We start from the raw sequence: 23,789 nt of genomic DNA on the forward strand, positions 1-23,789 counted from the left end.
TGGCACTTTCCCCCCAGTTCAATTCTGGCATCATGGCGTGACGACATGGGCATGGGAAGAGGGGCGGCGATGGGTTTCGCGAATTGGTACGATGAGCATGTTGTTCCGCGGTTGATCCGCTGCGCCTGCTCTGGTCCGGCGATCATGAAACTGCGTGAGAAAGTGGTGCCGCTCGCTTCCGGCGCGGTGTTCGAGCTGGGCTGCGGTGGCGGCTTGAATCAGCGCTTCTATGACCCCGCGCGGATCAGTTCGTATGCCGGGGTCGATCCTTCTGCCAAGGGTCTGGAATTCACGCGCGCCGAAGCGCAGCGAAAAGGTTGGGCCCATGACATCCGGGCCGGAACAGGTGAGGCAATTCCCTTCGCCGACGAAAGCTTCGATTCTGTGGTTTGCACCTTCACGCTTTGCTCGGTGCAGGACCCGGCACAGACCCTGAAGGAGATGCGGCGCGTGCTGAAGCCCGGCGGTCAGTTGCTGTTCGCGGAGCACGGCGCGGCACCCGATGCCGGGGTTGCCAAGTGGCAGGCGCGGATCGAACCGGTCTGGAGGCGGATCGCCGGCGGCTGTCATCTGACGCGTCCGGTCGGCTCGTCGATCGATCAATGCGGCTTCGCGCTGGAGCCGCTGGGCGCGCAATATGCGCCCAAAGTGCCGCGCTTCGCCGGCTGGATGGAATGGGGCGTGGGAGTGAAGGCCGGGTAGCGCAACGCCACCCGGCCACAATCACTTAGTTTCCGAACGTCCGCTGCCACCAGCCGCGACGCGGCGTGCCGTCACCTTCTGCCTCGGCCGAGACCGAGTCATCGGTCTGGGTTTCGGCTTCGGAGGCAACCGCCTTCTTGCGGGTACGCTTGGGCTTGGCCGGTGCTTCCTCGGCAGCAGCTTCAGGCTCTGCGGACTGAGCTTCGGCTTCTGCCGGAGCTTCGTCAGCCTTCTTCTTGCGGGTGCGCTTTGGCTTGGTCGCCGGCTCTTCAACGGCGGCTTCGGCTTCGACCGGAGCTGCTACGACAGCTTCGGGCTCCGGCTCGGCGGGCGCAGCCTTCTTGCGGTTGCGCTTGGGCTTCGCAGGTGCCTCTTCTGCCACTTCGGGTTCGGCAGCGGCAGGTTCGGCCTCGGCCTGAGAGGCAACTTCACCACCCTCGCTGGCTGCCACATCGCCGTCTTCGCGGTTGCCGTTGCGGCCGCGACCACCCCGCCGACGACGACGGCGACGCTTGCGTTGCTCGTCAGTTTCGCCGGCCGGACTTTCCTCATGCTCCTGGTCGTCGCTGGCGCTGGCGTCTTCGCCTTCACCAGCTTCGCCGGCCTCACCGGCTTCGCCTTCTTCGCGGTCACGGCCACCCCGGCGGCGGCGGCGGCGGCGACGCTTGCCGCGGCCTTCCCCATCACCTTCGTCACGGCGACCGTCACGGGTACGGACGTCATCCTCGTCGCCTTCGTCCTCATCATCTTCGTCGATGATGTCGGCGATGTCGTCATCGTCTTCCAGCGCGATGGGCTCGAACTTCGGGACGAACTCCGGCCGTGGGCCGGAGGAGGCAACGCGCATCTTTGCGCCTTCGTTCTCGCCTTCCGGCAGAACTTCGACGCGAACGCCGTAACGGGCCTCGATCTCAGCCAGATCGGCGCGCTTGGCGTTGAGCAGGTACACAGCCGCCTCGGTGCTGGCGAACAGCGAGATGATCGAACCGCGGCCCTTGGCGGCTTCGTCTTCGATCAGGCGCAGTGCCGAGAGGCCAGCGCTTGAAGCGGTGCGGACCAGCCCAGTACCGTCGCAGTGCGGACACTGGCGCGTGGTCGCTTCAAGCACACCGGTGCGCAAGCGCTGGCGGCTCATTTCCATCAGGCCGAAGCTTGAAATCCGACCAACCTGGATGCGGGCGCGGTCGTTCTTGAGCGCGTCCTTCATGGCCTTCTCGACCTTGCGGACGTTCGAGCCATATTCCATGTCGATGAAGTCGATCACGACCAGGCCGGCCATGTCGCGCAGGCGCAACTGGCGGGCAATTTCGCGAGCGGCTTCAAGGTTGGTGTTGAGCGCCGTCGCCTCGATCCCGTGCTCCTTGGTCGAGCGGCCCGAGTTGATGTCGATCGACACCAGCGCCTCGGTCGGGTTGATGACGATGTAGCCGCCGCTCTTCAGCTGGACGACCGGATCGTACATCGCGGTGAGCTGGTCTTCGGCGCCATAGCGCTGGAACAAGGGCACCGGATCGGCATACTGCTTCACCCGCTTGGCGTGGCTGGGCATCAGCATCTTCATGAAATCACGGGCCAGGCGGTAACCCTGTTCGCCCTCGACGATCACGTCCTCGATCTCGCGATTGTAGATGTCGCGGATCGCGCGCTTGATCAGGTCGCTGTCCGAATGGATCAGCGCGGGCGCCGTGCTTTTCAGCGTGGTCTCGCGGATATCGTCCCACAGGCGGGCGAGATAGTCGAAATCGCGCTTGATCTCGGTCTTTGTGCGCTGCAGCCCAGCGGTGCGGACGATGCAGCCCATCGCCTTGGGCAGCTCAAGCTCGGCGATGATTGACTTCAGGCGCTTGCGGTCAGCGGCCGAGCTGATCTTGCGGCTGATGCCGCCACCGTGGCTCGAATTGGGCATCAGCACGCAATAGCGGCCAGCCAGGCTGAGATAGGTGGTGAGGGCAGCGCCCTTGTTGCCACGTTCTTCCTTGACGACCTGCACCAGCAGGACCTGCCGGCGCTGGATCACGTCCTGGATCTTGTAGCGACGGCGCAGCGCCATCCGTTTGGCCCGCAGCTCGTCAGCTTCCTTGGCCTTGCCACGACCCTGGCCCTGACGACGGCGGCCGCGACCACGCCGACGGCCATCACCTTCTTCAGCCTCGGCGGCTTCCTCACCCTCGTGATCAAAGGCATTGTCGATCTGGCCATCTTCGATGGTCGCGACTTCGTCCTTCTCGGCGGTGTCGACCTCGGTCAGGCCGTGATCGTCTTCGTGGAAGCTTTCGTGCGAGGTTCCGGCCAGATCGTCGGCCAGGGTTTCGCCCAGTTCGTCATCACCGACAAAGTCTTCCTCACCTTCGGCAATGGCGCGCAGTGCGGCCTCTTCCTCGGCGTGGGCGGCTTCTTCAGCCAGCAGGGCCTCGCGGTCCTCTTTGGGGATCTGATAGTAGTCAGGATGGATTTCGCTGAAGGCCAGGAAGCCGTGGCGATTGCCGCCGAAGTCTACGAACGCCGCCTGCAGCGACGGTTCGACCCGGGTTACCTTGGCTAGATAGATGTTACCCTTGATCTGCTTGTGTTCGGCAGATTCAAAGTCGAATTCCTCAATCCGGTTGCCCTTGAGCACCGCCACCCGGGTTTCTTCCTGGTGGCGCGCATCGATCAGCATGCGCATTGTCATTTATAACTCTCCGTGCGCGCCAGGCCTGGCCGGACCTGCGAAGGTCCTGGCCGGTTTGAGTGGCGCGTTCTTGTGCGAAACGGCCGCGCGCCCGGGATCTAATCCCGCCTAGGCGAACGACTGCATGAGGATAGCCGGGGGCTGTTGCGCGCCCGGCGGCGTGTTGTGTGTCTGCGGTAAGGATCAGGCGCAGTGACATTTCATGCGCCGGTTGCTGCACTGCCACAGCCACAGCCCGGAAGGGCAGGGTCTTGGCAGGCAACGAACCACTCATCATTACGGCATCAACCTGTGCATCCGGGCGCGGCCCGGGATTCCTGGCGAGAACTGCCCCAACTTGGATTAATAAGTAATGCCTTAGGCCTTACGAATGTACCCTGCGGGTCTCGCGCAAGTCATGCGTAGCATCATGGTTGGCGGGCGGCAAGGGCGCGGGCGAAGACACATAGCGCCATTGGCCCCATTGCCCTCGCAATTTACCTTGTCTAGCACACCTCGGTAATGCGTCGTCCGGCCGTGATCCTTGGTCTCTTTGCTGCGCCTCTGGCGGTTTTTGCGGCAATGGTGGCAGCAGACCGAACCTTTGGCGGGCCGGGTCGCGGCTTTGGTTATGTCGTGCAGGTCAGTCTGCCTGATGAGGACGCCCGGCAGGGCCTGCCACCGGTGATGGGGCCGCAGGACGCCAGCCGGCCGCTGGTGGTGATTGATGCCGGACACGGCGGCAAGGATCCTGGGGCAGGGCTGGGGCCGCTCAAGGAAAAGGATCTGGTGCTGCGACTGGCCCTGGCTCTGCGTGACGAGCTGTTGCGCCAGGGCGCGGTCAGGGTCGCCCTGACCCGCGAAAACGATCGTTACCTGCTGCTGCCGGTTCGGCCGGATATCGCGCGGCGGCTGCAGGCAGACCTGTTCATTTCGATCCATGCCGATAGCACTGAAACAGGCACTGGAGCACGCGGGGCGACGGTATATGTCCTGTCGGACAAGGGCAGCAACGAAGCCGCCGAACGGATTGCCGCTCGCGAAAATGCGGTGGACGAGGTCAACGGGATCCGCATCACCGACCAGGATGACAATGTCGGCGCAATCCTGGTCGACCTTTCGCAACGCGAGATGCAGGCCAAGGCGGAAAGTTTTGGCAACCTTATCCTGCGCGAAGGGCGCGGGCGGCTGCCGTTCCGTGACGATAAGGTCCAGTCTGCTGCCTTTGCCGTGCTCAAGGCACCCGATGTGCCCTCGGTGCTGTTCGAGAGCGGCTATATCAACAATGAGGATGATCTTGCCCGCCTAGCCTCGGCCGAAGGGCAACAGGCCTTTGCCCAGACGCTGGCCAGCGCGATCCGCGTGCACTTTGCCCGCGAGGCGGCGCTGCCGGCGCTGCAGCCATAGCTTGCCGCTGGCCTATCGCCGTTTCCCCATGCTAGAGCCGCGCGCAAGATGAGCGAGCAATCCGAATCCATTCGCCTGCGCATCCGGCGCGAAGCCGGGGGGCTGCTCACCAGGCTGCAAGAACACCCCGCCGGGCATTGGTTTACCGCCAACTGGCAGACCAGCAAGCGCTTCCGGATTGCCGGTTATGCGCTGGGCGGTCTGATCCTGTTCTACTTGCTGCTGTGGGTCACTGTGCTGCGCACGCTCCCCTCAGCTGATCGTCTGCTCAGCTATCAGCCGCCACTGCCGACGATGGTGCGCGGCGTGAATGGCGAGATCGTCTACAGTTATGCGCGCGAGCGGCGGGTGCAGTTGCGCTTTGTCGATTTGCCCAAGCCACTGATCGACGCTTACCTTTCGGCCGAAGACAAGACCTTCTGGAGCCACGGCGGGGTCGACATCACCGGCACGCTGGGTGCGGTGCTCGACTATGCCAATCCGCTGCGCACCAAACGCGCAGTCGGCGGCTCGACGATCACCCAGCAGGTGGCCAAGAACATCTTGATCGGGGATGAGTACTCCGTCACTCGCAAGATCAAGGAAATGATCCTGGCGCGCCGCATCGAAGGGGCGCTCGAGAAAGAGCAGATCCTTGAGCTCTATCTCAACGAAATCCCGCTGGGCCGGCAGGCCTTTGGCGTCCAGGCGGCGGCCCGGGCCTATTTCGGCAAGGATGTGGGCGACCTCAAACTGCACGAGGCAGCCTTCCTGGCGATCCTGCCCAAGGCGCCCGAACGCTATGGCCGCGAGAAGAACCAGCAGCTGGCGATCAACCGCCGGAACTATGTGCTTGACCAGATGGTCGACAATGGCTGGGCCACGCCCGCTCAGGCGGCCGAGGCTAAGGCCCAGCCGCTCGGCCTGATACCGCGCCGGTCGGAAAGCTATGACCCCTCAGTCGGCTATTTCGTCGAGGACGTGCGGCGCGAGCTGATCGATAAATATGGCGAGCAGGCCGAAGACGGACCGAACAGCATTTACGGTGGTGGCCTATGGGTCCGCACCTCGCTTGATCCGCAACTCCAGAAGGCGGCGCAGGATGCGCTGCGTACCGGCCTGCTACGCTATCAGGCCGGCCGGGGCTGGGGCGGTCCGATTGCCAAGATCAAGGTCGATCCGGATGGCTGGCAGACCGAGCTGATCGCGGCCGGCAAGTCCATTACCTACCAGAACTGGCGCGTCGGGGTGGTGCTCTCACGCTCAGGCAATCAGGCGACGATCGGCTTTACCGACGGCCGTAAAGCGCCCTTGATTGCTTTGCCGGATTCGTTGCGGGCGGGTGATGTCATTGCTGCGGCTCCGAGCGGCAATGCCTGGGCGGTAAAGAATGTTCCTGCCGTTTCGGGCGGGTTCGTGGCGATCGATCCCAATTCCGGGCGTGTTCTGGCAGTGCAGGGCGGTTTTGATGCTGGCCTGGGCAGCTTCAACCGCGCCACCCAGGCCCAGCGCCAACCGGGTTCGACAATCAAACCCTTTGTCTATGCGACCGGCCTCGACAACGGCATGACCCCCGCCAGCGAGGTGCTTGACGGTCAGTTCTGCGTCTATCAGGGCGCGCAGCTGGGGCAGAAGTGCTTCCGTAATTTTGATATGCGCGGCGCCGGCGGCACCCACACCATGCGCTGGGGGCTTGAACAGTCGCGCAACCTGATGACGGTTCGGATCGCCAACGATGCCGGGATGGACAACGTCTCACGCCAGATCGACCGGGTTGGGATCGGCAAGTATCCACCCTATCTCTCTTTCGCCCTGGGTGCGGGCGAAACGACGGTCCTCAGGATGGCCAATGCCTATGCCGCTCTGGCGAACAACGGTGTGCAGTATTCCCCGACGCTGATCGACTTCGTCCAGGATCGCAACGGGAAGGTGATCTGGCGGGCGGACAATCGCCGCTGCGAAAAGTGCAACATGGCCAATTGGGACGGCAAGCCGATGCCCCGGCTGGCCAAGCGCGGCAAGCAGGTCATGGACCCGCGCACGGCCTTCCAGGTGATCCACATGCTGGAAGGCGTGGTGACGCGTGGTACGGCGACCGTGCTGCGCGATCTCAATCTCTCGCTGTTCGGCAAAACCGGGACAACCACCGGCCCGACCAACGTGTGGTTCGCCGGCGGATCGCAGGACATCGTCGGAGCGGTCTATCTTGGCTATGACCAGCCGCGTTCGCTGGGTGGCTATGCTCAGGGCGGCTCGATTGCCGCGCCGATGTTCAAGCAGTTCATCCAGGAAAGTCGCAACCGCTGGTATGACCGGCCCTTTGTGGCACCGGCCAACATCCATTGGGTCAAGATCGACCGGGTTTCGGGCAGCAAGGTCTTCGCCGGTAACCCGACCGACGATCCCAAGTCCCCGATCATTTGGGAAGCCTTCAAGGCTGACAGCGAAGTCGCGCGGACCACACGCCAGGATGATCTAGCCAAGCAGCGTGACGCGCTGATCGCGGCGATCCGGCGCAGTTCGCAAGCCCAGTCCAGCGAAGCCACAGCCGAAGACACGGCAGACCCCCAGGTCGCGGCCGATAATGCCGTTGCCATCCAGTAACCCCGGAGCATCCCATGAACCTTCGTCCCTTGTTCGTTGCCGTCGCCGCCCTTGCTGTGACTGCCCCCGCCCAGGCCAACCTGCCGGTTGGTGCCACGGCGCCCATTTTCGCCACCCAGGGTGCCAAGGCGGGCAAGCCCTTTGCGATCAACCTGCGCACCGCGCTGCGCAAAGGGCCGCTGGTGCTCTATTTCTATCCCAAGGCCTTCACCCAGGGCTGCACCCTGGAGGCCAAGGCCTTTGCCGATGCCAGCCCGCAGTTCGCGGCCGCTGGCGCCACGGTCGTCGGTATGTCGGCCGACGACCTGCCGACCCTGCAGAAGTTCTCGACCGAAGCCTGCCGCGACAAATTTGCCGTCGCCATCGCCACCCCGGCGATCATCAAGGCTTATAATGTCGACCTGCAGCGTGAGGGCGTCTCGACCGGCCTGACCACCCGCACCAGCTATGTCATCGGCCAGGATGGCAAGGTCCGGTTCGTCCATTCGAACATGGACTACAAGGACCATGTCCGCCTGACGCTCGAAGCGGTGCAGGCCCTGCGCAAGGCCAAGCGCTGAGCGCCACCGCTTTACAATCGGGGGCCTTGCGCTAATCGGGCCGCAACCGGGCCCGCGTGCCCGATAACACGGAGTTGAAGTATCATGCGTGCCGAAGGGCAGGCCCATATCGACCGGATCGACGCCGCCCTGGCGCTCGTCCGCAAGTTCCTTGACTGGGACCGTGCGCTGCGCCGGCTCGATGAGCTTAACGCGCGCGTCGAGGACCCGAAGCTGTGGGACAATCCCAAGGAAGCCGAAGCGGTAATGAAGGAGCGCCGCCGGCTTGAGGCGGCGATCGGCACGGTCAAGGATATCTCGGCGCAGAAGGCCGACGCGATCGAGTTCATCGAACTGGGCGAGATGGAGAACGACGAGGCGACGGTCGAGGAAGGTCTCGAAGCGCTGGCCAAGCTGGCCGACCGCGCCGACCAGGACAAGGTCCAGGCCTTGTTGGCGGGCGAGGCTGACGGCAACGACACCTATATCGAAATCCACGCTGGGGCGGGCGGTACCGAAAGCCAGGATTGGGCCGAAATGCTCTTCCGGATGTACACGCGGTGGGCGGAAAAGCGCGGCTTCAAGGTTGAGACGATCGAATATCAGGCCGGCGAACAGGCCGGAATCAAGAGCGCGACGATCCTGGTCAAGGGCGAGAATGCCTATGGCTATGCCAAGACCGAAAGCGGCGTGCACCGCCTGGTCCGGATTTCGCCTTACGACAGTTCGGCTCGGCGCCACACCAGCTTCAGCTCGGTCTGGGTCTTCCCGGTGATCGATGACAACTTCAGCATCGATATCAATCCGGCCGACCTCAAGATCGATACCTACCGTGCTTCGGGTGCGGGCGGGCAGCACGTCAACACGACGGACTCAGCCGTGCGCATCACCCACGTGCCGAGCGGGATCATCGTTGCCAGTCAGCAGGACCGCAGCCAGCACAAGAACCGCGAAATCTGCATGGGCATGCTGAAATCGCGGCTCTACGAAGAGGAAATGCGCCGGCGCGAAGATGCCGCCTCGGCAGAGCACTCAGCCAAGAGCGATATTGGCTGGGGCCACCAGATCCGCTCCTACGTCCTCCAGCCGTACCAGATGGTTAAGGACCTGCGCACCGGCGTGACCAGCCCGACCCCGTCTGACGTGCTCGACGGTGATCTGGACCCGTTCATGGCTGCCGCACTCGCGCAGCGTGTGACGGGCGAGAAGGTGGTCGTGGAGGACGAGGATTGAGGCTGGCGGCAAGCCTTGCGGCGTTGGTCCTGCTGACGGCCTGCAGTGCTGAGAAGGACGCGGACCGGCCCGAAACCTCGCGGGATTTTCCCCGCGCCTGGCGTCCTGTATCCGACCTTTCCGGCACCGAATTCGGCAATGAGGACCAGCGCGATAACCTGGGCGAGGCTGAGGTTGTCATGGACCTGGCCGCGATCAAAGCCGGCACCACCGTCGCCGATATCGGTGCGGGCGAGGGGTACTACACTGTGCGCCTGGCCGAGCGGGTCGGGGCCAAGGGCCGCGTGCTGGCGCAGGACATCGATCCCGGCGCGATCCAGCGGCTTGGCCAGCGGGTCGAGCGCGAGCGGCTCGACAATGTTTCGATCAAGACCGGCGCGGCCGACGATCCGCGCCTGCCGGCGGGCAGCTTTGACCGGGTTTTTCTGGTCCACATGTACCACGAAGTGACCGAGCCCTATGCCTTCCTGTGGCAGCTGCGGCCGGCGCTACGCCAGGGCGGTCAGGTGATTGTTGTCGATGTTGATCGGCCGACCGATCGCCACGGTATTCCGCCCAGCCTGCTGTTCTGCGAATTTCAGGCCGTGGGCTTTCGTCTGGTTGAATTTGTGCGTAGACCGGAACTCAACGGTTACTACGCGCAGTTTGAAGCGGTTGGGCCGCGTCCCGAACCCGGGGCAATCAAGCCGTGCAACACGGCACAGGGAAAGACTGGGAGCTAATGTCGTTCAAGGGTTTGAAGCCGATTCTTTATGGTGGTCGCGAAGTCTGGCCGCTGGTTGAAGGCGGCAAGGGTGTGGCGGCAACGAACCATGCGAGTTCGGGTGCCTGGGCCGCAGCCGGTGGAATCGGAACTGTCAGCGCGGTCAATGCTGATAGCTATGACGCCGAAGGCAAGATCATCCCGCAGATCTATAACGCGCTGACACGCAAGGAACGTCACGAGGAACTGATCCAGTACGGCATCGCCGGCGCTGTCGAGCAGGTCCGCCGGGCTTACGAAATCTCGAACGGCAAGGGCGCGATCAATATCAACGTCCTGTGGGAAATGGGCGGCGCCCAGCAGATCCTGGAAGGCGTGCTGGAAAAGACCCGCGGCATGGTGACGGGTGTCACCTGCGGCGCGGGGATGCCCTACAAGCTTTCTGAAATCGCCGCGCGGTTCAACGTCAACTATCTGCCGATCATCAGCTCTGCCCGCGCCTTCCGGGCGCTGTGGAAGCGGGCCTATCACAAGGTCGCCGATCTGATGGCGGCGGTGGTCTATGAAGACCCGTGGCTGGCCGGCGGGCACAATGGCCTCTCCAATGCCGAAGATCCGCTGAAGCCCGAGGATCCCTATCCCCGCGTCAAGGCGCTGCGCGAGACCATGCGCGCCGAAGGCGTGCCGGATTCGGTGCCGATCGTCATGGCCGGCGGGGTCTGGTTCCTGCGGGAGTGGGACAACTGGATCGACAATCCCGAACTGGGCAGCATTGCCTTCCAGTTTGGCACGCGGCCGCTGCTGACCGAGGAAAGCCCGATCCCGCAGGCATGGAAGGATCACCTCCGCACGCTTGAACCGGGTGACGTGCTGCTGCACCGCTTCTCTCCGACGGGCTTCTATTCCTCGGCGGTCAAGAATCCGTTCCTGCGCAAGCTCGAAGCGCGCAGCGAACGCCAGATCCCCTATTCCAAGGTCCAGGCGGGCGAGCATACCGTTCAGCTTGATGTAGGTGTCCGCGGCAAGAATTTCTGGGTCGCCCCGCGCGATCTGGAGCGGGCGCGCGCCTGGGTTGCCGCCGGTTATACCGATGGCCTGCGCACGCCAGACGACACGATCGTGTTCGTCGCCCCCGGCGAGCGGGCCGAAATCCAGCAGGACCAGAAGGACTGCATGGGCTGCCTCAGCCATTGCGGCTTCTCGTCGTGGAAGGACCATGACGATTACACCACGGGCCGCCTCGCCGATCCGCGCAGCTTCTGCATCCAGAAGACCCTGCAGGACATCGCCCATGGCGGTCCGATTGATGAGAACCTCATGTTCGCAGGCCACGCGGCCTACCGGTTCAAGCAGGACCCGTTCTATTCCAACAACTTCACCCCCACGGTGAAGCAACTGGTTGACCGCATCCTGACGGGCGATTGATCGCGGGCGATGGCGACATTGCCTGCCAAGGCGCCATCGCCGCGTTTGTTTGCTGCGGAGTTGCTGGAACTGCCACGGTTGATGGCCGCGCCCTTGTTGGGCCCGGTTGAAATCATGCCGGGTCAAGGGCAGCCGATTATGGTCTTGCCCGGCTTTCTGGCCCACGATGTCACGACGATCCGCCTGCGCCGCTCGTTGTGGGCTGCGGGCTATAGTGTCCAGGGCTGGGGGCTTGGCTTGAATCTGGGCGCACGGGCCGATCTGTTGGATCGACTGGCGATGCGGATAACAGCCTTCGCAGTAAGCAGCGGGCAGCCGGTGACCTTGGTAGGCTGGAGCCTGGGCGGCGTGTTCGCCCGCGAGGTTGCCAAGCTAATTCCGCACGATGTCCGGCTCGTCATCACACTGGGAAGTCCGTTTTCCGGCGATCCGCGCGCCAACAATGCCTGGCGCTTGTACGAGTTGGTCAATGACCACCCGGTTCATGCGCCGCCAGTCGACGTCGAACTGGCGGTCAAACCACCGGTGCCAACTTTGGCGTTGTGGTCCAGACGGGACGGGATCATCCCGCCAGCCTGCGCATCGGGGCTGCTCGGGGAACGGGACGAAGCAATCGAAGTTGAATGTCGCCACCTGGGTTTCGCCGCAGCGCGATCAGGCATTCAGGCGATCGGCGCAGCGCTGGCCCGTTGGCTCCAGTGCTCAGCCTGAGCGCTGGCGCGGGTCTGGACCATACTGGTTGGCGCCGGGAGTCCCGGGCAGGATCGCGAGGATCACGGCGGCCAGATTGGCGAGGATAACCAGCCAGTCGACTGGCCAGATCATCCGATCCAGCCCGATCCGAAAGTCCATCGCGGTGGCGTAGGAAACGATTGCGCGGACCAGCCAGACCGCGAAAGAAAAGACCGCCAGCCAGACCAGTTTCCCGCTTCGCCCCTGGTCATGCAGCCGCCTGACCAGCAGTGCCGGAACTGGAATGGCAAGCAGCACGGTCAGACCGTCGCTGACCATTGCCCGCACCGCATAGGGGGCAAACAGCGCAGTCGCGAAGGACAGCGCGAGCGTGATCAGCACTGCGCTGAGGATATAGCTCGCCAGCTCGGTGCGAGTAGCCCGCCCCTGCAACGTGAAGGTTAGCGCAATGGTGCGCCGCGCCGAAGTTGGTGGGGGCAGGGCGGAGGGCGTGCTGCTCACAGCCTAGGCCTTAGTCAAGTTCCCAGGCACGCTCGCCATGGCTGGTAATGTCCAGCCCCTCGCGCTCGGTATCCTCGCTCACCCGCATCGGGAAGGCCAGGCTGACCAGCACCGCGATAACCGCGCTGGCAATGGCTGAATAGAGCGCCACCACGCCGACGCCCACCGCCTGAGCGGCGAGCTGGTTGACCATGCTCACTCCCTCGGCATAGCCCGAACCGCCCAGCGACGGAGACATGAACACCGCCAGCAACAGCGACCCGGCCATGCCCCCAACGCCGTGGACGGCGAAGACATCGAGCGAATCGTCGATCTTCAGCTTCTGCTTCACAAGCTGGATCATTGGATAGCAGACTCCAGCCGCGATGGCCCCGAACACCATTGCCGAGCCCGGCGAGATAAAGCCCGCAGCCGGCGTCACGGTGGCCAGGCCGGCCACGGCACCGGTAGCAAAGCCGACCGAGGTTGGCTTGCCGACCGTGTACCGTTCGATCAGCAGCCAGACCAGCGAAGCGACGCTTGCGGCAATATGGGTGTTGAGGATCGCACTGGCGGCATCGTCGCTGGCGGCGAGAGCAGAGCCGCCGTTGAAGCCGAACCAGCCAACCCACAGCAGCGCTGCGCCCGCCATCGTCAACGAAGGGCTGTGCGGCAGCATCAGCGTTTTGGGGAAGCCCTGGCGGCGCCCCAGCAGCAGCGCCGCGACCAGCGCCGAAACCCCGGCCGTTGTGTGGACCACAATCCCGCCAGCAAAATCCAGCGTGCCAATTGAGCTGGCCAGCCAGCCGTTGCCCCAGACCCAGTGCGCAACGGGCGCATAGACCACCAGGCTCCACAGCGCGCAGAAGCCGATCACCCAACCGAACCGGGCGCGATCAACCCAGGCACCGGCCATCAGCGCCGGCGTGATCGCGGCAAAGGTCAACTGGAACAGCGCGAAAGTGCGTTCGGAAATCGTCAGATCGCCGCGCATCAGCCCTTCGGTGCCGATCAGCATCCAGGCATTGCCTGCACCCAGCCAGCCATTGGTGACCTCGCCAAAGGCCAGGGTGTAGCCGGCCATGATCCACAAGGTCGAAGCGATCGCCGCAATTGCGCCCACCTGCACCAGAACCGAAAGAAAGTTCTTGGCGCGGACCAGGCCGCCATAAAACAGCGCCAGGCCCGGCATCGTCATCAGCAGGACCAGGGCGGAAGAGGTTAGGATCCAGGCGGTATCGCCGGTATCGACGGTCGCTTCGGTGACGGTCTGCGCAAGGGCGGGTGCGCTGCCTGCGAGAAATGCCCCGGCAGCTGCCAGGCTCAGTTGTTTGCGCATCCCCGTTCTCCCCTGCCGCCTTTAGCGTGATTCAGCGGGACGGTTAGAGCAACAAACAGGGCCTCCGCAAGCAATTGCGCTACCAATTTGTTGCGCAGTGGCTGTGGTTATGCCCAGCCTTGCAGCACCTGGTCAGGCGGACGGTGCCCGTCGGCCCAGAAGCGGATGTTGGCGATCACCTTCTCGCCAGCGAGCGACCGCCCCTCGACCGTGGCGCTACCCAGGTGCGGCAAGGTGATGACATTGGGCAGGGCGATCAGCCGCGGGTCAACCGCCGGTTCACGCGCATAGACATCCAGACCCGCGCCACCCAGCTTGCCAGCCTGCAACGCCGCGATCAGGGCATCCTCGTCGATCAAGTCGCCGCGCGCCGTGTTGATCACAAACGCATCCGGCTTGAGCAGTCCGATCCGCCGGGCATCGAGCAGGTGATGCGTCTCGGCGCTTGCCGGGCAATGCAAGGTGATGATGTCCGCCTCGGCCAGCAGCTTGTCGAGATCGGCTTCATAGCGCGCGCCCAGCATGTTCTCGATCGCGCCGGGCAGTGGGCGGCGGTTGTGGTAGGTCACCTCCATGCCAAAAGCGCGGGCACGGTGCGCCACGGCCTGTCCGATCCGGCCCATGCCGACAATCGCCAAACGTTTGCCACCAACCGAGCGGCCGAGGAGCTGGGTTGGGGCCCAGCCAGTCCAGGCACCATCGCGGACCAGGCGGCTGCCTTCGCCCAGCCGGCGCGGTACCGACAGAATCAGCATCATGGTGAGGTCGGCGGTATCGTCGGTGAAGACGCCAGGCGTGTTGGTGACAATGACCTTCCTGGCCCGTGCAGATGCCAGGTCGATATGCTCGATCCCGGCCCCGAAGTTGGCAATCAGGCCAATCCGATCGCCCGCCTCCTCAAGCATGGTTGCATCGATCCGATCGGTCACGGTCGGCACCAGCACATCGGCGTCGCGCATGGCTGCGACCAGCTGGTCGCGGCTGAGCGGAGCGTCAAAGGTGTTGGGCACCACATCGAACAGCTCGGCCATGCGGGCTTCGACAGCTGGCACCAGATGGCGGGTTACGTAGACCCGGGGTTTCCCGGCGACGCGGCGAGCGAGAGGCGTGTCGGAGACAATCGGCATGGCCATGCGCTAAGCCGGGGCGGGGGTAGGGGTCAAGCGGCTTGAACCTTGCGGCTCCTCATCGCTATCAGCGAATCATGTTTACCCGAGTCCATCTGCTGACCGCGCTGACCTTGTTGAGCCTTGCTGCGCCGGCCGCTGCGCAGGAGACCAAAGTGCCCTATTGGGCATCGATCCGCTCCGAAGAGGTCAACATGCGGGTTGGCCCGGCCGAGGAATACCAGATCGCCTGGGTCTATCGCCGCCCGCAGCTGCCTTTGAAGGTGCTAAGAATGAAGGATGGCTGGCGCCTGGTCCAGGATCCTGACGGAGCCAAAGGCTGGATGAACCAGCGTTTCCTGACGCGGCAACGGACAGGCTATGTCGTGGGTAAGGAACCTGCCGACATGCGCCAGGCGGGCGAAGCTGGTGCGAAGCTGTTGTGGCGCATCGCCCCCGGCAATGTCGGTCTGCTCGGCGATTGCGATGCAGGCTGGTGTCAGTTCGAGCTTGGCAAGCGCAAGGGCTACGTTGAGCAGGCCCGGCTCTGGGGTGCAGGGGAGCCCTGAATCGGAACGGGCAGCCCTTGCGGACTGCCCGATCGATTACGGACTGCGGTTCAAAATCAGGTCGAAACGCGAGTTACCGTGACAACCTGTCCATCATCGCTGGTGGCGGTCCACGTACCATCAGCGGCGGGCGGGTCATTCTTCCAGCACAGAGTTGCGTCTTTGTCCCCTTCGGGATCGTAGCAGCCCTTGCCATCCTTTTCGGAAGCAGTGCCCTTCTGTGTGGTCCCATCGGGCCAGGTCACCGAATAAGTATTGTCGGCCGCGATCGAAAGCGTGCCCTGCTTCTTGTCCTTGTCGACAAAAGTATATTCGCCGGCCTGAATGATCGCAGCAGCGGCCGGAGCGGCTTCTGCAGCGGCAGCGGTTGTTGCCGGGGCTGCAGCTTCTTCAGCTGGTTTGGAGCAAGCGCCCAATGCGGCGACGGCGGCAATCGCAAGAATTATACGCATGTTAATTCCCCCTCGGTTTCAATTAGTGGAGGCTAACACGATACGGTCGACTGACCTATTGGTATAAAACACCGCAATTACAGCGCGGACGAGGTCTGTGAGCAGTTTTCGCAACCCTTCAGGCGACCACCCTGTGAGTCGAGTCGTTTGCTGACAAAGTTGCATGGCTGGTGGCATCCGGCAACCACGGTTGCGGCACCGCCCTGGTTGGCGGTGCCGCAAAACCGATCAGTGGCGATGCTGGCGGATGGCTTCGCGGCTATCCTCGCGCAGTTCCTGCTTGGCCCCGCGCAGCTCGCGCTTCTCGGCCTTGATGCGGGCCGGATTGCCGGAGTGCAGCGCCCGCTTCACATCGTGGCGCTCCTGGTGAACGTCGCGGAGGTCGTGGCGCAGTTCGTGACGGGTTACCTTGGCTTCGGCGGCGACCGGGGCGGCAAGGCCCAGGGTAACGGCAGCGGCGATCAGCAAAGTCTTCATGAGCGTTCTCCCATGCTGGACAAGTCCCGGAGCGATTTCCGGGACTTGCGCAAGCTAGGCGTGCAAACCTGACAGACGCCGGAACGGCGCAGTCAGATTTCGCTCATAAGTGTAAGGCTTTGTCGCAGCCTGTCGCAGGATCAGGCCAGTTCGATCGCCACGGCGGTCGCTTCCCCGCCGCCGATGCACAGGCTGGCTACGCCCTTGGTCTTGCCGTGGCGCTTGAGCGCGGCGATCAGCGTGGTGACGATGCGCGCGCCCGAAGCGCCGATCGGATGGCCGAGCGCGGTGGCGCCGCCGTGGACGTTGATCTTCTCGTGCGGGATGCCAAGGTCATGCATCGCGAACATGGCGACGCAGGCGAAGGCTTCGTTCACTTCGAACAGATCGACATCGGCGAGCGACCAGCCGGCGCGCTCAAGCACCTTGTTGATCGCGCCGACGGGGGCCGTGGTGAAGTCCTTGGGCTCTTGCGCATGGGCGGCAATGGCCACCACCTTGGCGACCGGCTTCACGCCCTTGGCAGCGGCAACGCTTTCGCGCGTCAGGACAAGCGCGGCCGCGCCATCGGAGATCGAACTTGAGGTGGCGGCGGTGATCGTGCCGTCCTTGGCGAAGGCGGGCTTCAGGGTCGGGATCTTGTCCGGGCGGCCCTTGCCGGGCTGCTCGTCGGTATCGACCACGGTTTCGCCAGCGCGGCTGACGACCGTGACCGGGGCGATTTCATCGGCGAAGGCCCCGTCAGCAATCGCAGCCTGGGCGCGGCGCAGCGATTCGATCGAATAGGCGTCCTGCGCCTCGCGGGTCAGTTGATAGGCGTTGGCGGTATCCTGCGCGAATGTGCCCATCGCGCGGCCGGGCTCGTAGGCATCCTCCAGCCCATCCAGGAACATGTGGTCATAGGCCGTGTCATGGCCGATCCGCGCGCCTGAGCGGTGCTTCTTGAGGATGTAAGGGGCGTTGGTCATCGATTCCATGCCGCCCGCCACGACCAGATCAATGGTGCCAGCGGCCAGCGCCTCGGCGCCCATGATCAGGGTCTGCATGCCCGATCCGCAGACCTTGTTGACCGTGGTCGCCTGGACCGATTTGGGCAGGCCGGCCTTGATCGTTGCCTGGCGGGCCGGGGCCTGGCCCAGACCGGCCGGCAGCACGCAGCCCATATAGACGCGTTCGATCTCTCCGCCATTTACCCCGGCGCGCTCAACCGCGGCCTTGATCGCCGTCGCGCCAAGGTCAGTCGCCGAGACATCGGCGAGAGCGCCCTGCATCCCTCCCATCGGAGTACGGGCATAGGACAGAATGACGATCGGATCGGCGGGGGAGATCTGCGGCATGGCATGGGCCTTTCGCTGGAAGGGAAAGGTGCTCCTTAATGCTGCACTGCATCATTGGCAATTGCGGCAAGGATCGAAAAGCCGCCGCGCTTGCCAAGCGGCCATTCTTGCTGGAAAAGCGTGGCAAACAGAAACTGGAGAGAGCCAATGTCCGCCAACACCGCCGCCATGATGGCCACGCTGCAGCGCCAGCGCGATGCTTTTACCGCTGCTCGTCCCGAGCCGATGTCGGTCCGCAAGGATCGGCTGAAGCGGGTCATCGCGATGATGAAGGAGACGGGCGAGGAATTCGCCCGCGCGATCAGCCGCGATTTCGGCCACCGCAGCCACGAACAGAGCCTGATGACCGACATCATGCCCTCGGTCACGGCGGCCAAGTATTGCCTCAAGCACATGGATGCCTGGGCCAAGACAGAAAGGCGCAAGCCCAACTTCCCGCTCGGCCTGTTCGGTGCAAAGGCAGAGCTGCGCTATGAGCCCAAGGGCGTGGTCGGTGTGGTCAGCCCCTGGAACTTCCCGGTCGGCCTGACGATCGGCCCGGTCGCTCAGGCCTTTGCTGCGGGCAACCGGGTAATGATCAAGCCGAGCGAGTTCACCGAAGACACCTCTGAGATGATGAAAGAGGTCTTCGCTCGCTACTTCGCCGAAGAGGAATTGGCGGTTTTTACCGGCGGTCCGGATGTGGGCCAGGCGTTTTGCGGCCTGCCGTTCGATCACCTGCTGTTCACCGGGGCGACTGCGGTTGGCAAGCATGTGCTGCGCGCTGCGGCGGACAACCTGGTGCCGGTGACGCTGGAACTGGGCGGCAAATCGCCGACCATCCTTGGCCGCAGCGCCAATATCGAGCGTGCAGGTGAGCGGATTGCCATGGGCAAGATGCTCAACGCCGGCCAGATCTGCCTCGCGCCCGACTACATGATCGTGCCGCAGGAGCTTGAGGAGCGGGCCATCGGTGCAGTCAGCAACGCGGTCAGTGCGATGTACCCGACGCTGCTCAATAACGAAGACTATACCTCAGTCGTCAACGCCCGGCACCGCGACCGGATCCAGGGGCTGATAGACGATGCCAAGGCCAAGGGGGCAGAAGCGATCGAGATCAACCCGGGCAACGAGGACTTCTCAGCCTCGAACGGTCACAAGATGCCGTTGACCATTCTGCGCAATGTCGATGATGACATGAAGGTGATGCAGGACGAGATTTTCGGCCCGGTCCTACCGATCAAGACCTACAAGGCGATTGATGAGGCGATCGACTATATCAACGCCCACGATCGGCCGCTGGGACTCTATTACTTCGGTGAAGATGCCAGGGAGCGCGAACGGGTACTGACCCGGACCATCTCGGGCGGGGTGACGGTCAATGACGTGGTCATGCACGTCTCGATCGATGACCTGCCGTTCGGGGGCGTCGGGCCTTCGGGTATGGGCTCTTACCATGGGCCGGAAGGTTTCAAGACCTTCAGCCACGCCCGCTCGGTCTATACCCAGCCCAAGTTCGATCTGGCCAAGCTGGCGGGGCTCAAGCCGCCCTATGGCGATACCACGCGCAAGACGCTGGCCCGCGAACTGGGTTGAACCGATCAAGCGCCGCCGTCAGCGCCGAAATGGCGCGGCGGCGGCATTTTCCGGCAAATTGGGGGCTTCCCCCACTTGCGCGGGGCGGATGGCGGGACTAGGGCGCGGGCATTCATCCGTAACGCTGAGTCAGTCCCTTGGTAGACCTCTCGCAATACCTGCCGATCCTGATCTTTCTCGGGATCGCTCTGGCCCTCTCGGCCGCATTCGTATTCCTGCCGATGGGGGTGGCCCGCCTGACCGGTGCGCACAACCCGAACGCGGAAAAGCTCAGCGAATATGAGTGCGGCTTCCCGGCGTTCGAGGATCCGCGCAGCCAGTTCGACGTGCGCTTCTACCTCATCGCAATCCTGTTCATCATCTTCGACCTCGAAGCGGCCTTCCTGTTCCCGTGGGCGGTCAGCCTTGATCTGACTGGCTGGCCGGGCTGGATCACGATGATGGTCTTCCTGGGCGAACTGGCGATCGGCCTGGCCTATGCCTGGAAAATGGGGGCTTTGGATTGGGAATGAGCACGCTCGTGAATGCCCAGGGTCTGCCGCTTGGTGCGGCTGAGGCAGGTTCGACGGCGGTGACGCCGCCGGACCAGGCCTTTTTCAACGATCTCAACGCCGAGGTGAATGACAAGGGCTTCCTCGTCACCAGCACCGAGGACCTGTTCCAGTGGGCCCGCACCGGCTCGCTGTGGTGGATGACTTTTGGCCTCGCCTGCTGCGCGGTCGAGATGATCCACGTCAACATGCCGCGCTATGATATGGAGCGCTTCGGCGTCGCTCCGCGCGCCAGCCCGCGCCAGTCGGACGTGATGATCGTGGCCGGCACGCTGTGCAACAAGATGGCCCCGGCGCTGCGCAAGGTCTATGACCAGATGTCGGACCCGAAGTACGTCATCTCGATGGGTTCGTGCGCAAATGGCGGCGGCTATTACCACTATTCCTATTCGGTCGTGCGCGGCTGTGACCGGATCGTTCCGGTCGACATCTACATCCCCGGCTGCCCGCCGACCGCCGAAGCGTTGCTTTATGGCGTGATGCAGCTCCAGCGTAAGATCCGCCGGGTGGGGACGATCGAACGATGAGCGTGGTCCTGCACTCCGCCCCGCGCTTCGCCAGCAGCGCAGGCGTGATCGATGCCCTGAGCGCCACGCTGGGCAGCCGCTTGATTGCGGCCCGCGAAGAGCATGGTGAAGTCGTGCTGACCGTTGACCGTCCGGCCATAGCCGAGGCGCTGCAACTGCTGCGCGACAATCACGAATACCAGCAGCTGATGGAGATCGCCGGGGTTGACTACCCAGACCGCGCGCAGCGGTTCGAGGTGGTCTACATGCTGCTCTCGCTGACCCGGAATCACCGTGTTCTGGTCAAGGTCAATGCCGCCGAGGACACGCCGGTGCCGACCGTGACGCACCTCTGGCCGGTCGCCGGCTGGCTTGAGCGCGAAGTGTTCGACCTTTACGGTGTAATCTTCGAAGGCAATACTGACCTGCGCCGGATCCTGACCGACTATGGCTTCGAAGGCCATCCGTTCCGCAAGGACTTTCCGCTGACCGGCTATGTCGAACTGCGCTATTCCGAAGAAGACAAGCGCGTCGTCTATGAACCGGTCAAGCTGGCCCAGGACCTGCGCAGTTTTGACTTCATGAGTCCGTGGGAAGGCGCGGACTATGTCCTGCCAGGCGACGAGAAGGCGGTGCAGACCCCGCCGCCGCCCGCTGCAGCGCCGGCCGTACCAAAAACAACTGACAAGCCGGCCGATACCGGTGCCGGCAAGGAAGCCAACCAGGCTGCGGCAAAGAAGGTTGCCAAGCCAGCTGCTCCAAAAGTCACCAAGGCCAAGGAGCCCGGCGCACCCGAGCCCACGTCCTCGCGTCCGGCCCGCAAGCCGCGCAAGAAGTCGGCGGATGCCAAACCATCGACCGCGCCTGAGGGTAGCTGATCATGAGCGGACTTAGCCTCGAACAGTCGCCCACCACGGGTGACGATGTCATCACCAACTACACGATCAACTTCGGGCCCCAGCACCCGGCGGCACATGGCGTGCTGCGCATGGTGATGGAGCTGGACGGCGAAGTGATCGAACGCGTCGATCCCCATGTCGGTCTGCTGCACCGCGGCACCGAGAAGCTGATCGAGCACAAGACCTATCTGCAGGCGCTGCCCTATTTCGACCGGCTTGATTACTGCTCACCGCTGGGGATGGAGCATTCCTACGTCCTGGCGGTCGAAAAGCTGCTGAACGTTGAGGTGCCGGAGCGGGCCCAGTACCTGCGCGTGCTGTTTGCCGAGCTGACCCGCATCTGCAATCACATGCTGAACCTCGGTTCGCACGTCATGGACGTCGGTGCGATGACGCCGAACCTGTGGATGTTCGAAATCCGCGAGGATTGCCTCAACTTCTTCGAACGCGCCTCGGGCGCCCGGATGCACGCCGCATGGTTCCGCCCCGGCGGGGTGCACCAGGATGTGCCGGAAAAGCTGCTGGTTGATATCGGCCAGTGGATCGACACGCGCCTGCCCGAACTGTTTGAAGACGCGATGAGCCTGGTGGTCGACAACCGCATCTTCAAGCAGCGCAACGTCGATATTGCCACGGTCAGCAAGGAAGATGCGGTGAAGTGGGGCTTCTCGGGCCCGATGATCCGCGGCTCGGGCATCGCCTGGGATATCCGCAAGGCGCAGCCTTACGACGTCTATGACCGGATGGAGTTCGACGTTCCCGTCGGCACCCGGGGCGATTGCTATGACCGGTTCATGGTCCGCGTCGAGGAAGTGCGCCAGTCGGCCCGGATCATGAAGCAGTGCCTGACGCAGATGCCGTCCGGCCCGGTTGCCTCCAACGATCGCAAGGTCTCGCCGCCCAAGCGGGCCGAGATGAAGGCGTCGATGGAAGCGCTGATCCACCACTTCAAGCTCTACACCGAAGGCTTCCACGTGCCAGCCGGCGAAGTTTATGTGGCGACCGAGAGTCCCAAGGGCGAATTCGGCGTCTACCTGGTCAGCGATGGCAGCAATAAGCCCTATCGCTGCAAGATCCGCCCGACCGCCTTCAGCCACCTCCAGGCGATGGACTTCATGTGCAAGGGCCACATGCTGCCCGACGTGACCGCTATCATCGGCGCGATCGACGTGGTGTTCGGGGAGTGCGACCGGTGATCCTGCGCGAGCTGTTCATTGCCGTGCTGGCCTTTTCGGCCTTTGCCTCGGCGGTGGCGGCCTATCTGTTCGTGTTCCATCCGGCCACGGCCTCGCTCAAGGAAGTGCTGAGCACGGCCTTCGCCGGCATGGTCGGCGTGTTCGTTGGCCGCTGGATCGAGCGGAGGATGGCCCGTGGCTGATCGCCTGACCGTGGCCGAGCAGATGATCGCGCATTACAACGCGCAGGATGCAGACGCCTATGTCGCGCTGATGACCGACGATGCTTGCGAAGCGGGCTATCGCGGTGCCGTGCTGCGCGATGGCAAGGAGGGCGTTCGCGCAGGCCTGAAGGCAATGTTCGCCGAATTCCCGCAGAACCGGGCCGAGATCATCCAGGGCTGGCAGCTGGGCGATACCGCCGTGCTGCACGAAAAAGTTTACCGCTCGGCCGAGGCCGAGCCGTTCGAAGTCATGTCCATTTACTCGTTCGAGGGCGACAAGTGCTCTCGCGTGGAGTTTGTCCGGTGAAGCTGAGCACTTTCGACATGGTGCGCGCCTGGGCGGCCCTGACGGGCCTGGTCCTCGCCGCCGTCTATTTTCTGGTCACGATCCTTGGGCACGAACCAAGCCAGATGGTGACCATGCTGGTCGCCGGCATCGGCGGTTTCGAGCTGTTCCTGGTGGGCCAGGACTATCTGCTGCGGGGGCGTGAACATGGCTGATCGGCATCTCGAACCCGACACCCCGGAACTACGCGCGCGCTGGGGGAGCTTTGCCTGGACCAAGGAAAACGCGGCCAAGGCCAAGGAAATCATCGCCCGCTATCCAGACGGGCGGCAGCGTTCGGCAGTGATGCCGCTGCTCGATCTTGCCCAGCGCCAGGTTGGAGCAGAGACCAATACTCAGGGTTGGTTGCCGATCCCGGTGATGGAATATGTCGCCGCCCAGCTCGACATGCCGATCATCCGCGTGGTCGAAGTTGCAACCTTCTACACCATGTACAACCTCGTGCCGGTTGGCCGTTTCCACGTTCAGGTCTGCGGCACCACGCCGTGCATGCTGCGCGGTTCGGACGCGATCATGGCCGCCTGCAAGGCGCGCGGCATGGCCAAGGGCCACACCACCGACGATGGCCTCTGGACGCTGACCGAGGTCGAATGCATGGGCAACTGCGCCTCTGCGCCGATGGTCCAGATCAACGACGACAACTATGAAGACCTGACGCCAGAGCGGCTTGATGCGGTGCTCGATGCGCTGGCCGCAGGCAAGACGCCCAAGGCCGGGACGCAGGAGCCGGGCCGCCACACCGTTGAACCGCTCGGCGGGCCGACCACGCTCAACCAAATGGTCAAGGCCAATCACGATTACCGGAAGGAGTGGTAAGC

General features: G+C 63.7%; 26 protein-coding genes. 18 read left to right on the forward strand and 8 right to left on the reverse strand.

What is annotated here, in order from left to right:
* Window positions 1–69: 69 nt before the first annotated feature.
* On the forward strand, window positions 70–702 hold the full coding sequence (locus FRF71_RS12750; protein WP_147091004.1) for a class I SAM-dependent methyltransferase: 633 nt from the start codon (window positions 70–72) through the stop codon (window positions 700–702).
* A gap of 25 nt (window positions 703–727) precedes the next feature.
* Here FRF71_RS12750 and FRF71_RS12755 read toward each other — a convergent pair whose 3' ends face one another.
* Window positions 728–3,373 (reverse strand): Rne/Rng family ribonuclease, encoded by a 2,646-nt coding sequence (locus FRF71_RS12755; protein ID WP_147091005.1) that lies wholly within the window; start codon window positions 3,371–3,373, stop codon window positions 728–730.
* Between the two features lie 501 nt (window positions 3,374–3,874).
* Between FRF71_RS12755 and FRF71_RS12760 the strand changes: the two genes are divergently transcribed.
* The 7 genes from FRF71_RS12760 to FRF71_RS12790 all read left to right on the forward strand — a co-directional run bounded on the left by FRF71_RS12760 (window position 3,875) and on the right by FRF71_RS12790 (window position 11,953).
* A complete protein-coding gene (locus FRF71_RS12760; RefSeq protein WP_147091006.1) occupies window positions 3,875–4,759 on the forward strand; it encodes an N-acetylmuramoyl-L-alanine amidase family protein in 885 nt (294 codons plus the stop codon).
* A 48-nt stretch (window positions 4,760–4,807) separates the two neighbouring features.
* Window positions 4,808–7,342 carry a penicillin-binding protein 1A gene (locus FRF71_RS12765; RefSeq protein WP_147091007.1) on the forward strand — a complete coding sequence of 845 codons (2,535 nt, stop codon included), beginning with the start codon at window positions 4,808–4,810 and terminating at the stop codon, window positions 7,340–7,342.
* 14 nt (window positions 7,343–7,356) lie between these two features.
* Window positions 7,357–7,902, forward strand: a complete 546-nt coding sequence (locus tag FRF71_RS12770) for a peroxiredoxin (protein WP_147091008.1) — start codon at window positions 7,357–7,359, stop codon at window positions 7,900–7,902.
* A gap of 84 nt (window positions 7,903–7,986) precedes the next feature.
* Window positions 7,987–9,114 carry a peptide chain release factor 2 gene (prfB, locus tag FRF71_RS12775; RefSeq protein ID WP_147091009.1) on the forward strand — a complete coding sequence of 376 codons (1,128 nt, stop codon included), beginning with the start codon at window positions 7,987–7,989 and terminating at the stop codon, window positions 9,112–9,114.
* Window positions 9,111–9,836, forward strand: coding sequence for a class I SAM-dependent methyltransferase (locus FRF71_RS12780; protein ID WP_147091010.1), 726 nt, complete (start codon window positions 9,111–9,113; stop codon window positions 9,834–9,836). Before prfB ends, FRF71_RS12780 begins: the two co-directional genes overlap by 4 nt.
* Window positions 9,836–11,242: an NAD(P)H-dependent flavin oxidoreductase gene (locus FRF71_RS12785; RefSeq protein ID WP_147091011.1), complete on the forward strand. Its 1,407-nt coding sequence runs from the start codon at window positions 9,836–9,838 to the stop codon at window positions 11,240–11,242. Before FRF71_RS12780 ends, FRF71_RS12785 begins: the two co-directional genes overlap by 1 nt.
* A gap of 9 nt (window positions 11,243–11,251) precedes the next feature.
* Entirely contained in the window at window positions 11,252–11,953 is a 702-nt protein-coding gene (locus FRF71_RS12790; RefSeq protein WP_147091012.1) for an alpha/beta hydrolase, read from the forward strand.
* On the opposite strand, the gene FRF71_RS12795 is transcribed toward FRF71_RS12790, so the two are convergent.
* The 3 genes from FRF71_RS12795 to FRF71_RS12805 all read right to left on the reverse strand — a co-directional run bounded on the left by FRF71_RS12795 (window position 11,945) and on the right by FRF71_RS12805 (window position 14,881).
* Window positions 11,945–12,436: a DUF805 domain-containing protein gene (locus tag FRF71_RS12795; RefSeq protein WP_147091013.1), complete on the reverse strand. Its 492-nt coding sequence runs from the start codon at window positions 12,434–12,436 to the stop codon at window positions 11,945–11,947. The genes FRF71_RS12790 and FRF71_RS12795 overlap by 9 nt on opposite strands.
* A 10-nt stretch (window positions 12,437–12,446) precedes the next feature.
* Window positions 12,447–13,754: an ammonium transporter gene (locus FRF71_RS12800; protein ID WP_147091014.1), complete on the reverse strand. Its 1,308-nt coding sequence runs from the start codon at window positions 13,752–13,754 to the stop codon at window positions 12,447–12,449.
* 107 nt (window positions 13,755–13,861) lie between these two features.
* Window positions 13,862–14,881, reverse strand: coding sequence for a 2-hydroxyacid dehydrogenase (locus FRF71_RS12805; protein ID WP_147091658.1), 1,020 nt, complete (start codon window positions 14,879–14,881; stop codon window positions 13,862–13,864).
* 77 nt (window positions 14,882–14,958) lie between these two features.
* On the opposite strand from FRF71_RS12805, the gene FRF71_RS12810 reads away from it, so the two are divergent.
* On the forward strand, window positions 14,959–15,429 hold the full coding sequence (locus tag FRF71_RS12810) for an SH3 domain-containing protein (protein WP_147091015.1): 471 nt from the start codon (window positions 14,959–14,961) through the stop codon (window positions 15,427–15,429).
* A gap of 56 nt (window positions 15,430–15,485) precedes the next feature.
* Here FRF71_RS12810 and FRF71_RS12815 read toward each other — a convergent pair whose 3' ends face one another.
* The 4 genes from FRF71_RS12815 to FRF71_RS15530 all read right to left on the reverse strand — a co-directional run bounded on the left by FRF71_RS12815 (window position 15,486) and on the right by FRF71_RS15530 (window position 17,874).
* Complete coding sequence (locus FRF71_RS12815; RefSeq protein ID WP_147091016.1) at window positions 15,486–15,881, reverse strand: hypothetical protein; 396 nt, start codon at window positions 15,879–15,881, stop codon at window positions 15,486–15,488.
* Between the two features lie 228 nt (window positions 15,882–16,109).
* A complete protein-coding gene (locus FRF71_RS12820) occupies window positions 16,110–16,358 on the reverse strand; it encodes a hypothetical protein (RefSeq protein ID WP_147091017.1) in 249 nt (82 codons plus the stop codon).
* 140 nt (window positions 16,359–16,498) lie between these two features.
* Complete coding sequence (locus FRF71_RS12825) at window positions 16,499–17,695, reverse strand: acetyl-CoA C-acyltransferase (RefSeq protein ID WP_147091018.1); 1,197 nt, start codon at window positions 17,693–17,695, stop codon at window positions 16,499–16,501.
* Window positions 17,696–17,730: 35 nt separating this feature from the next.
* Window positions 17,731–17,874: a hypothetical protein gene (locus FRF71_RS15530; RefSeq protein WP_192900068.1), complete on the reverse strand. Its 144-nt coding sequence runs from the start codon at window positions 17,872–17,874 to the stop codon at window positions 17,731–17,733.
* Here FRF71_RS15530 and FRF71_RS12830 point away from each other — a divergent pair.
* The 9 genes from FRF71_RS12830 (at window position 17,864) to FRF71_RS12870 (ending at window position 23,787) form a co-directional block, all read left to right on the forward strand.
* Window positions 17,864–19,270 (forward strand): coniferyl aldehyde dehydrogenase, encoded by a 1,407-nt coding sequence (locus tag FRF71_RS12830; protein ID WP_238339551.1) that lies wholly within the window; start codon window positions 17,864–17,866, stop codon window positions 19,268–19,270. The two genes, FRF71_RS15530 and FRF71_RS12830, sit on opposite strands and share 11 nt — an antisense overlap.
* A gap of 137 nt (window positions 19,271–19,407) precedes the next feature.
* A complete protein-coding gene (gene ndhC, locus FRF71_RS12835; RefSeq protein ID WP_147091020.1) occupies window positions 19,408–19,782 on the forward strand; it encodes an NADH-quinone oxidoreductase subunit A in 375 nt (124 codons plus the stop codon).
* Window positions 19,779–20,348, forward strand: coding sequence for a NuoB/complex I 20 kDa subunit family protein (locus FRF71_RS12840; protein ID WP_147091021.1), 570 nt, complete (start codon window positions 19,779–19,781; stop codon window positions 20,346–20,348). The genes ndhC and FRF71_RS12840 overlap by 4 nt, the downstream gene beginning before the upstream one ends.
* Window positions 20,345–21,205 carry an NADH-quinone oxidoreductase subunit C gene (locus tag FRF71_RS12845; protein ID WP_147091022.1) on the forward strand — a complete coding sequence of 287 codons (861 nt, stop codon included), beginning with the start codon at window positions 20,345–20,347 and terminating at the stop codon, window positions 21,203–21,205. The genes FRF71_RS12840 and FRF71_RS12845 overlap by 4 nt, the downstream gene beginning before the upstream one ends.
* A 2-nt stretch (window positions 21,206–21,207) precedes the next feature.
* The gene (locus FRF71_RS12850; protein ID WP_147091023.1) at window positions 21,208–22,422 is read left to right on the forward strand and encodes an NADH-quinone oxidoreductase subunit D; all 1,215 of its coding nucleotides are present in this window, start codon (window positions 21,208–21,210) and stop codon (window positions 22,420–22,422) included.
* Entirely contained in the window at window positions 22,419–22,604 is a 186-nt protein-coding gene (locus FRF71_RS12855; protein ID WP_147091024.1) for a hypothetical protein, read from the forward strand. The genes FRF71_RS12850 and FRF71_RS12855 overlap by 4 nt, the downstream gene beginning before the upstream one ends.
* A 22-nt stretch (window positions 22,605–22,626) precedes the next feature.
* The gene (locus tag FRF71_RS12860) at window positions 22,627–22,932 is read left to right on the forward strand and encodes a nuclear transport factor 2 family protein (RefSeq protein WP_147091659.1); all 306 of its coding nucleotides are present in this window, start codon (window positions 22,627–22,629) and stop codon (window positions 22,930–22,932) included.
* Window positions 22,929–23,126, forward strand: a complete 198-nt coding sequence (locus tag FRF71_RS12865; RefSeq protein WP_147091025.1) for a hypothetical protein — start codon at window positions 22,929–22,931, stop codon at window positions 23,124–23,126. The genes FRF71_RS12860 and FRF71_RS12865 overlap by 4 nt, the downstream gene beginning before the upstream one ends.
* Window positions 23,119–23,787, forward strand: coding sequence for a complex I 24 kDa subunit family protein (locus tag FRF71_RS12870; RefSeq protein ID WP_147091026.1), 669 nt, complete (start codon window positions 23,119–23,121; stop codon window positions 23,785–23,787). The genes FRF71_RS12865 and FRF71_RS12870 overlap by 8 nt, the downstream gene beginning before the upstream one ends.
* The last annotated feature ends 2 nt before the right edge of the window (window positions 23,788–23,789 follow it).

This window comes from Novosphingobium ginsenosidimutans, from assembly GCF_007954425.1.
In the GTDB taxonomy this organism is placed as follows: domain Bacteria; phylum Pseudomonadota; class Alphaproteobacteria; order Sphingomonadales; family Sphingomonadaceae; genus Novosphingobium; species Novosphingobium ginsenosidimutans.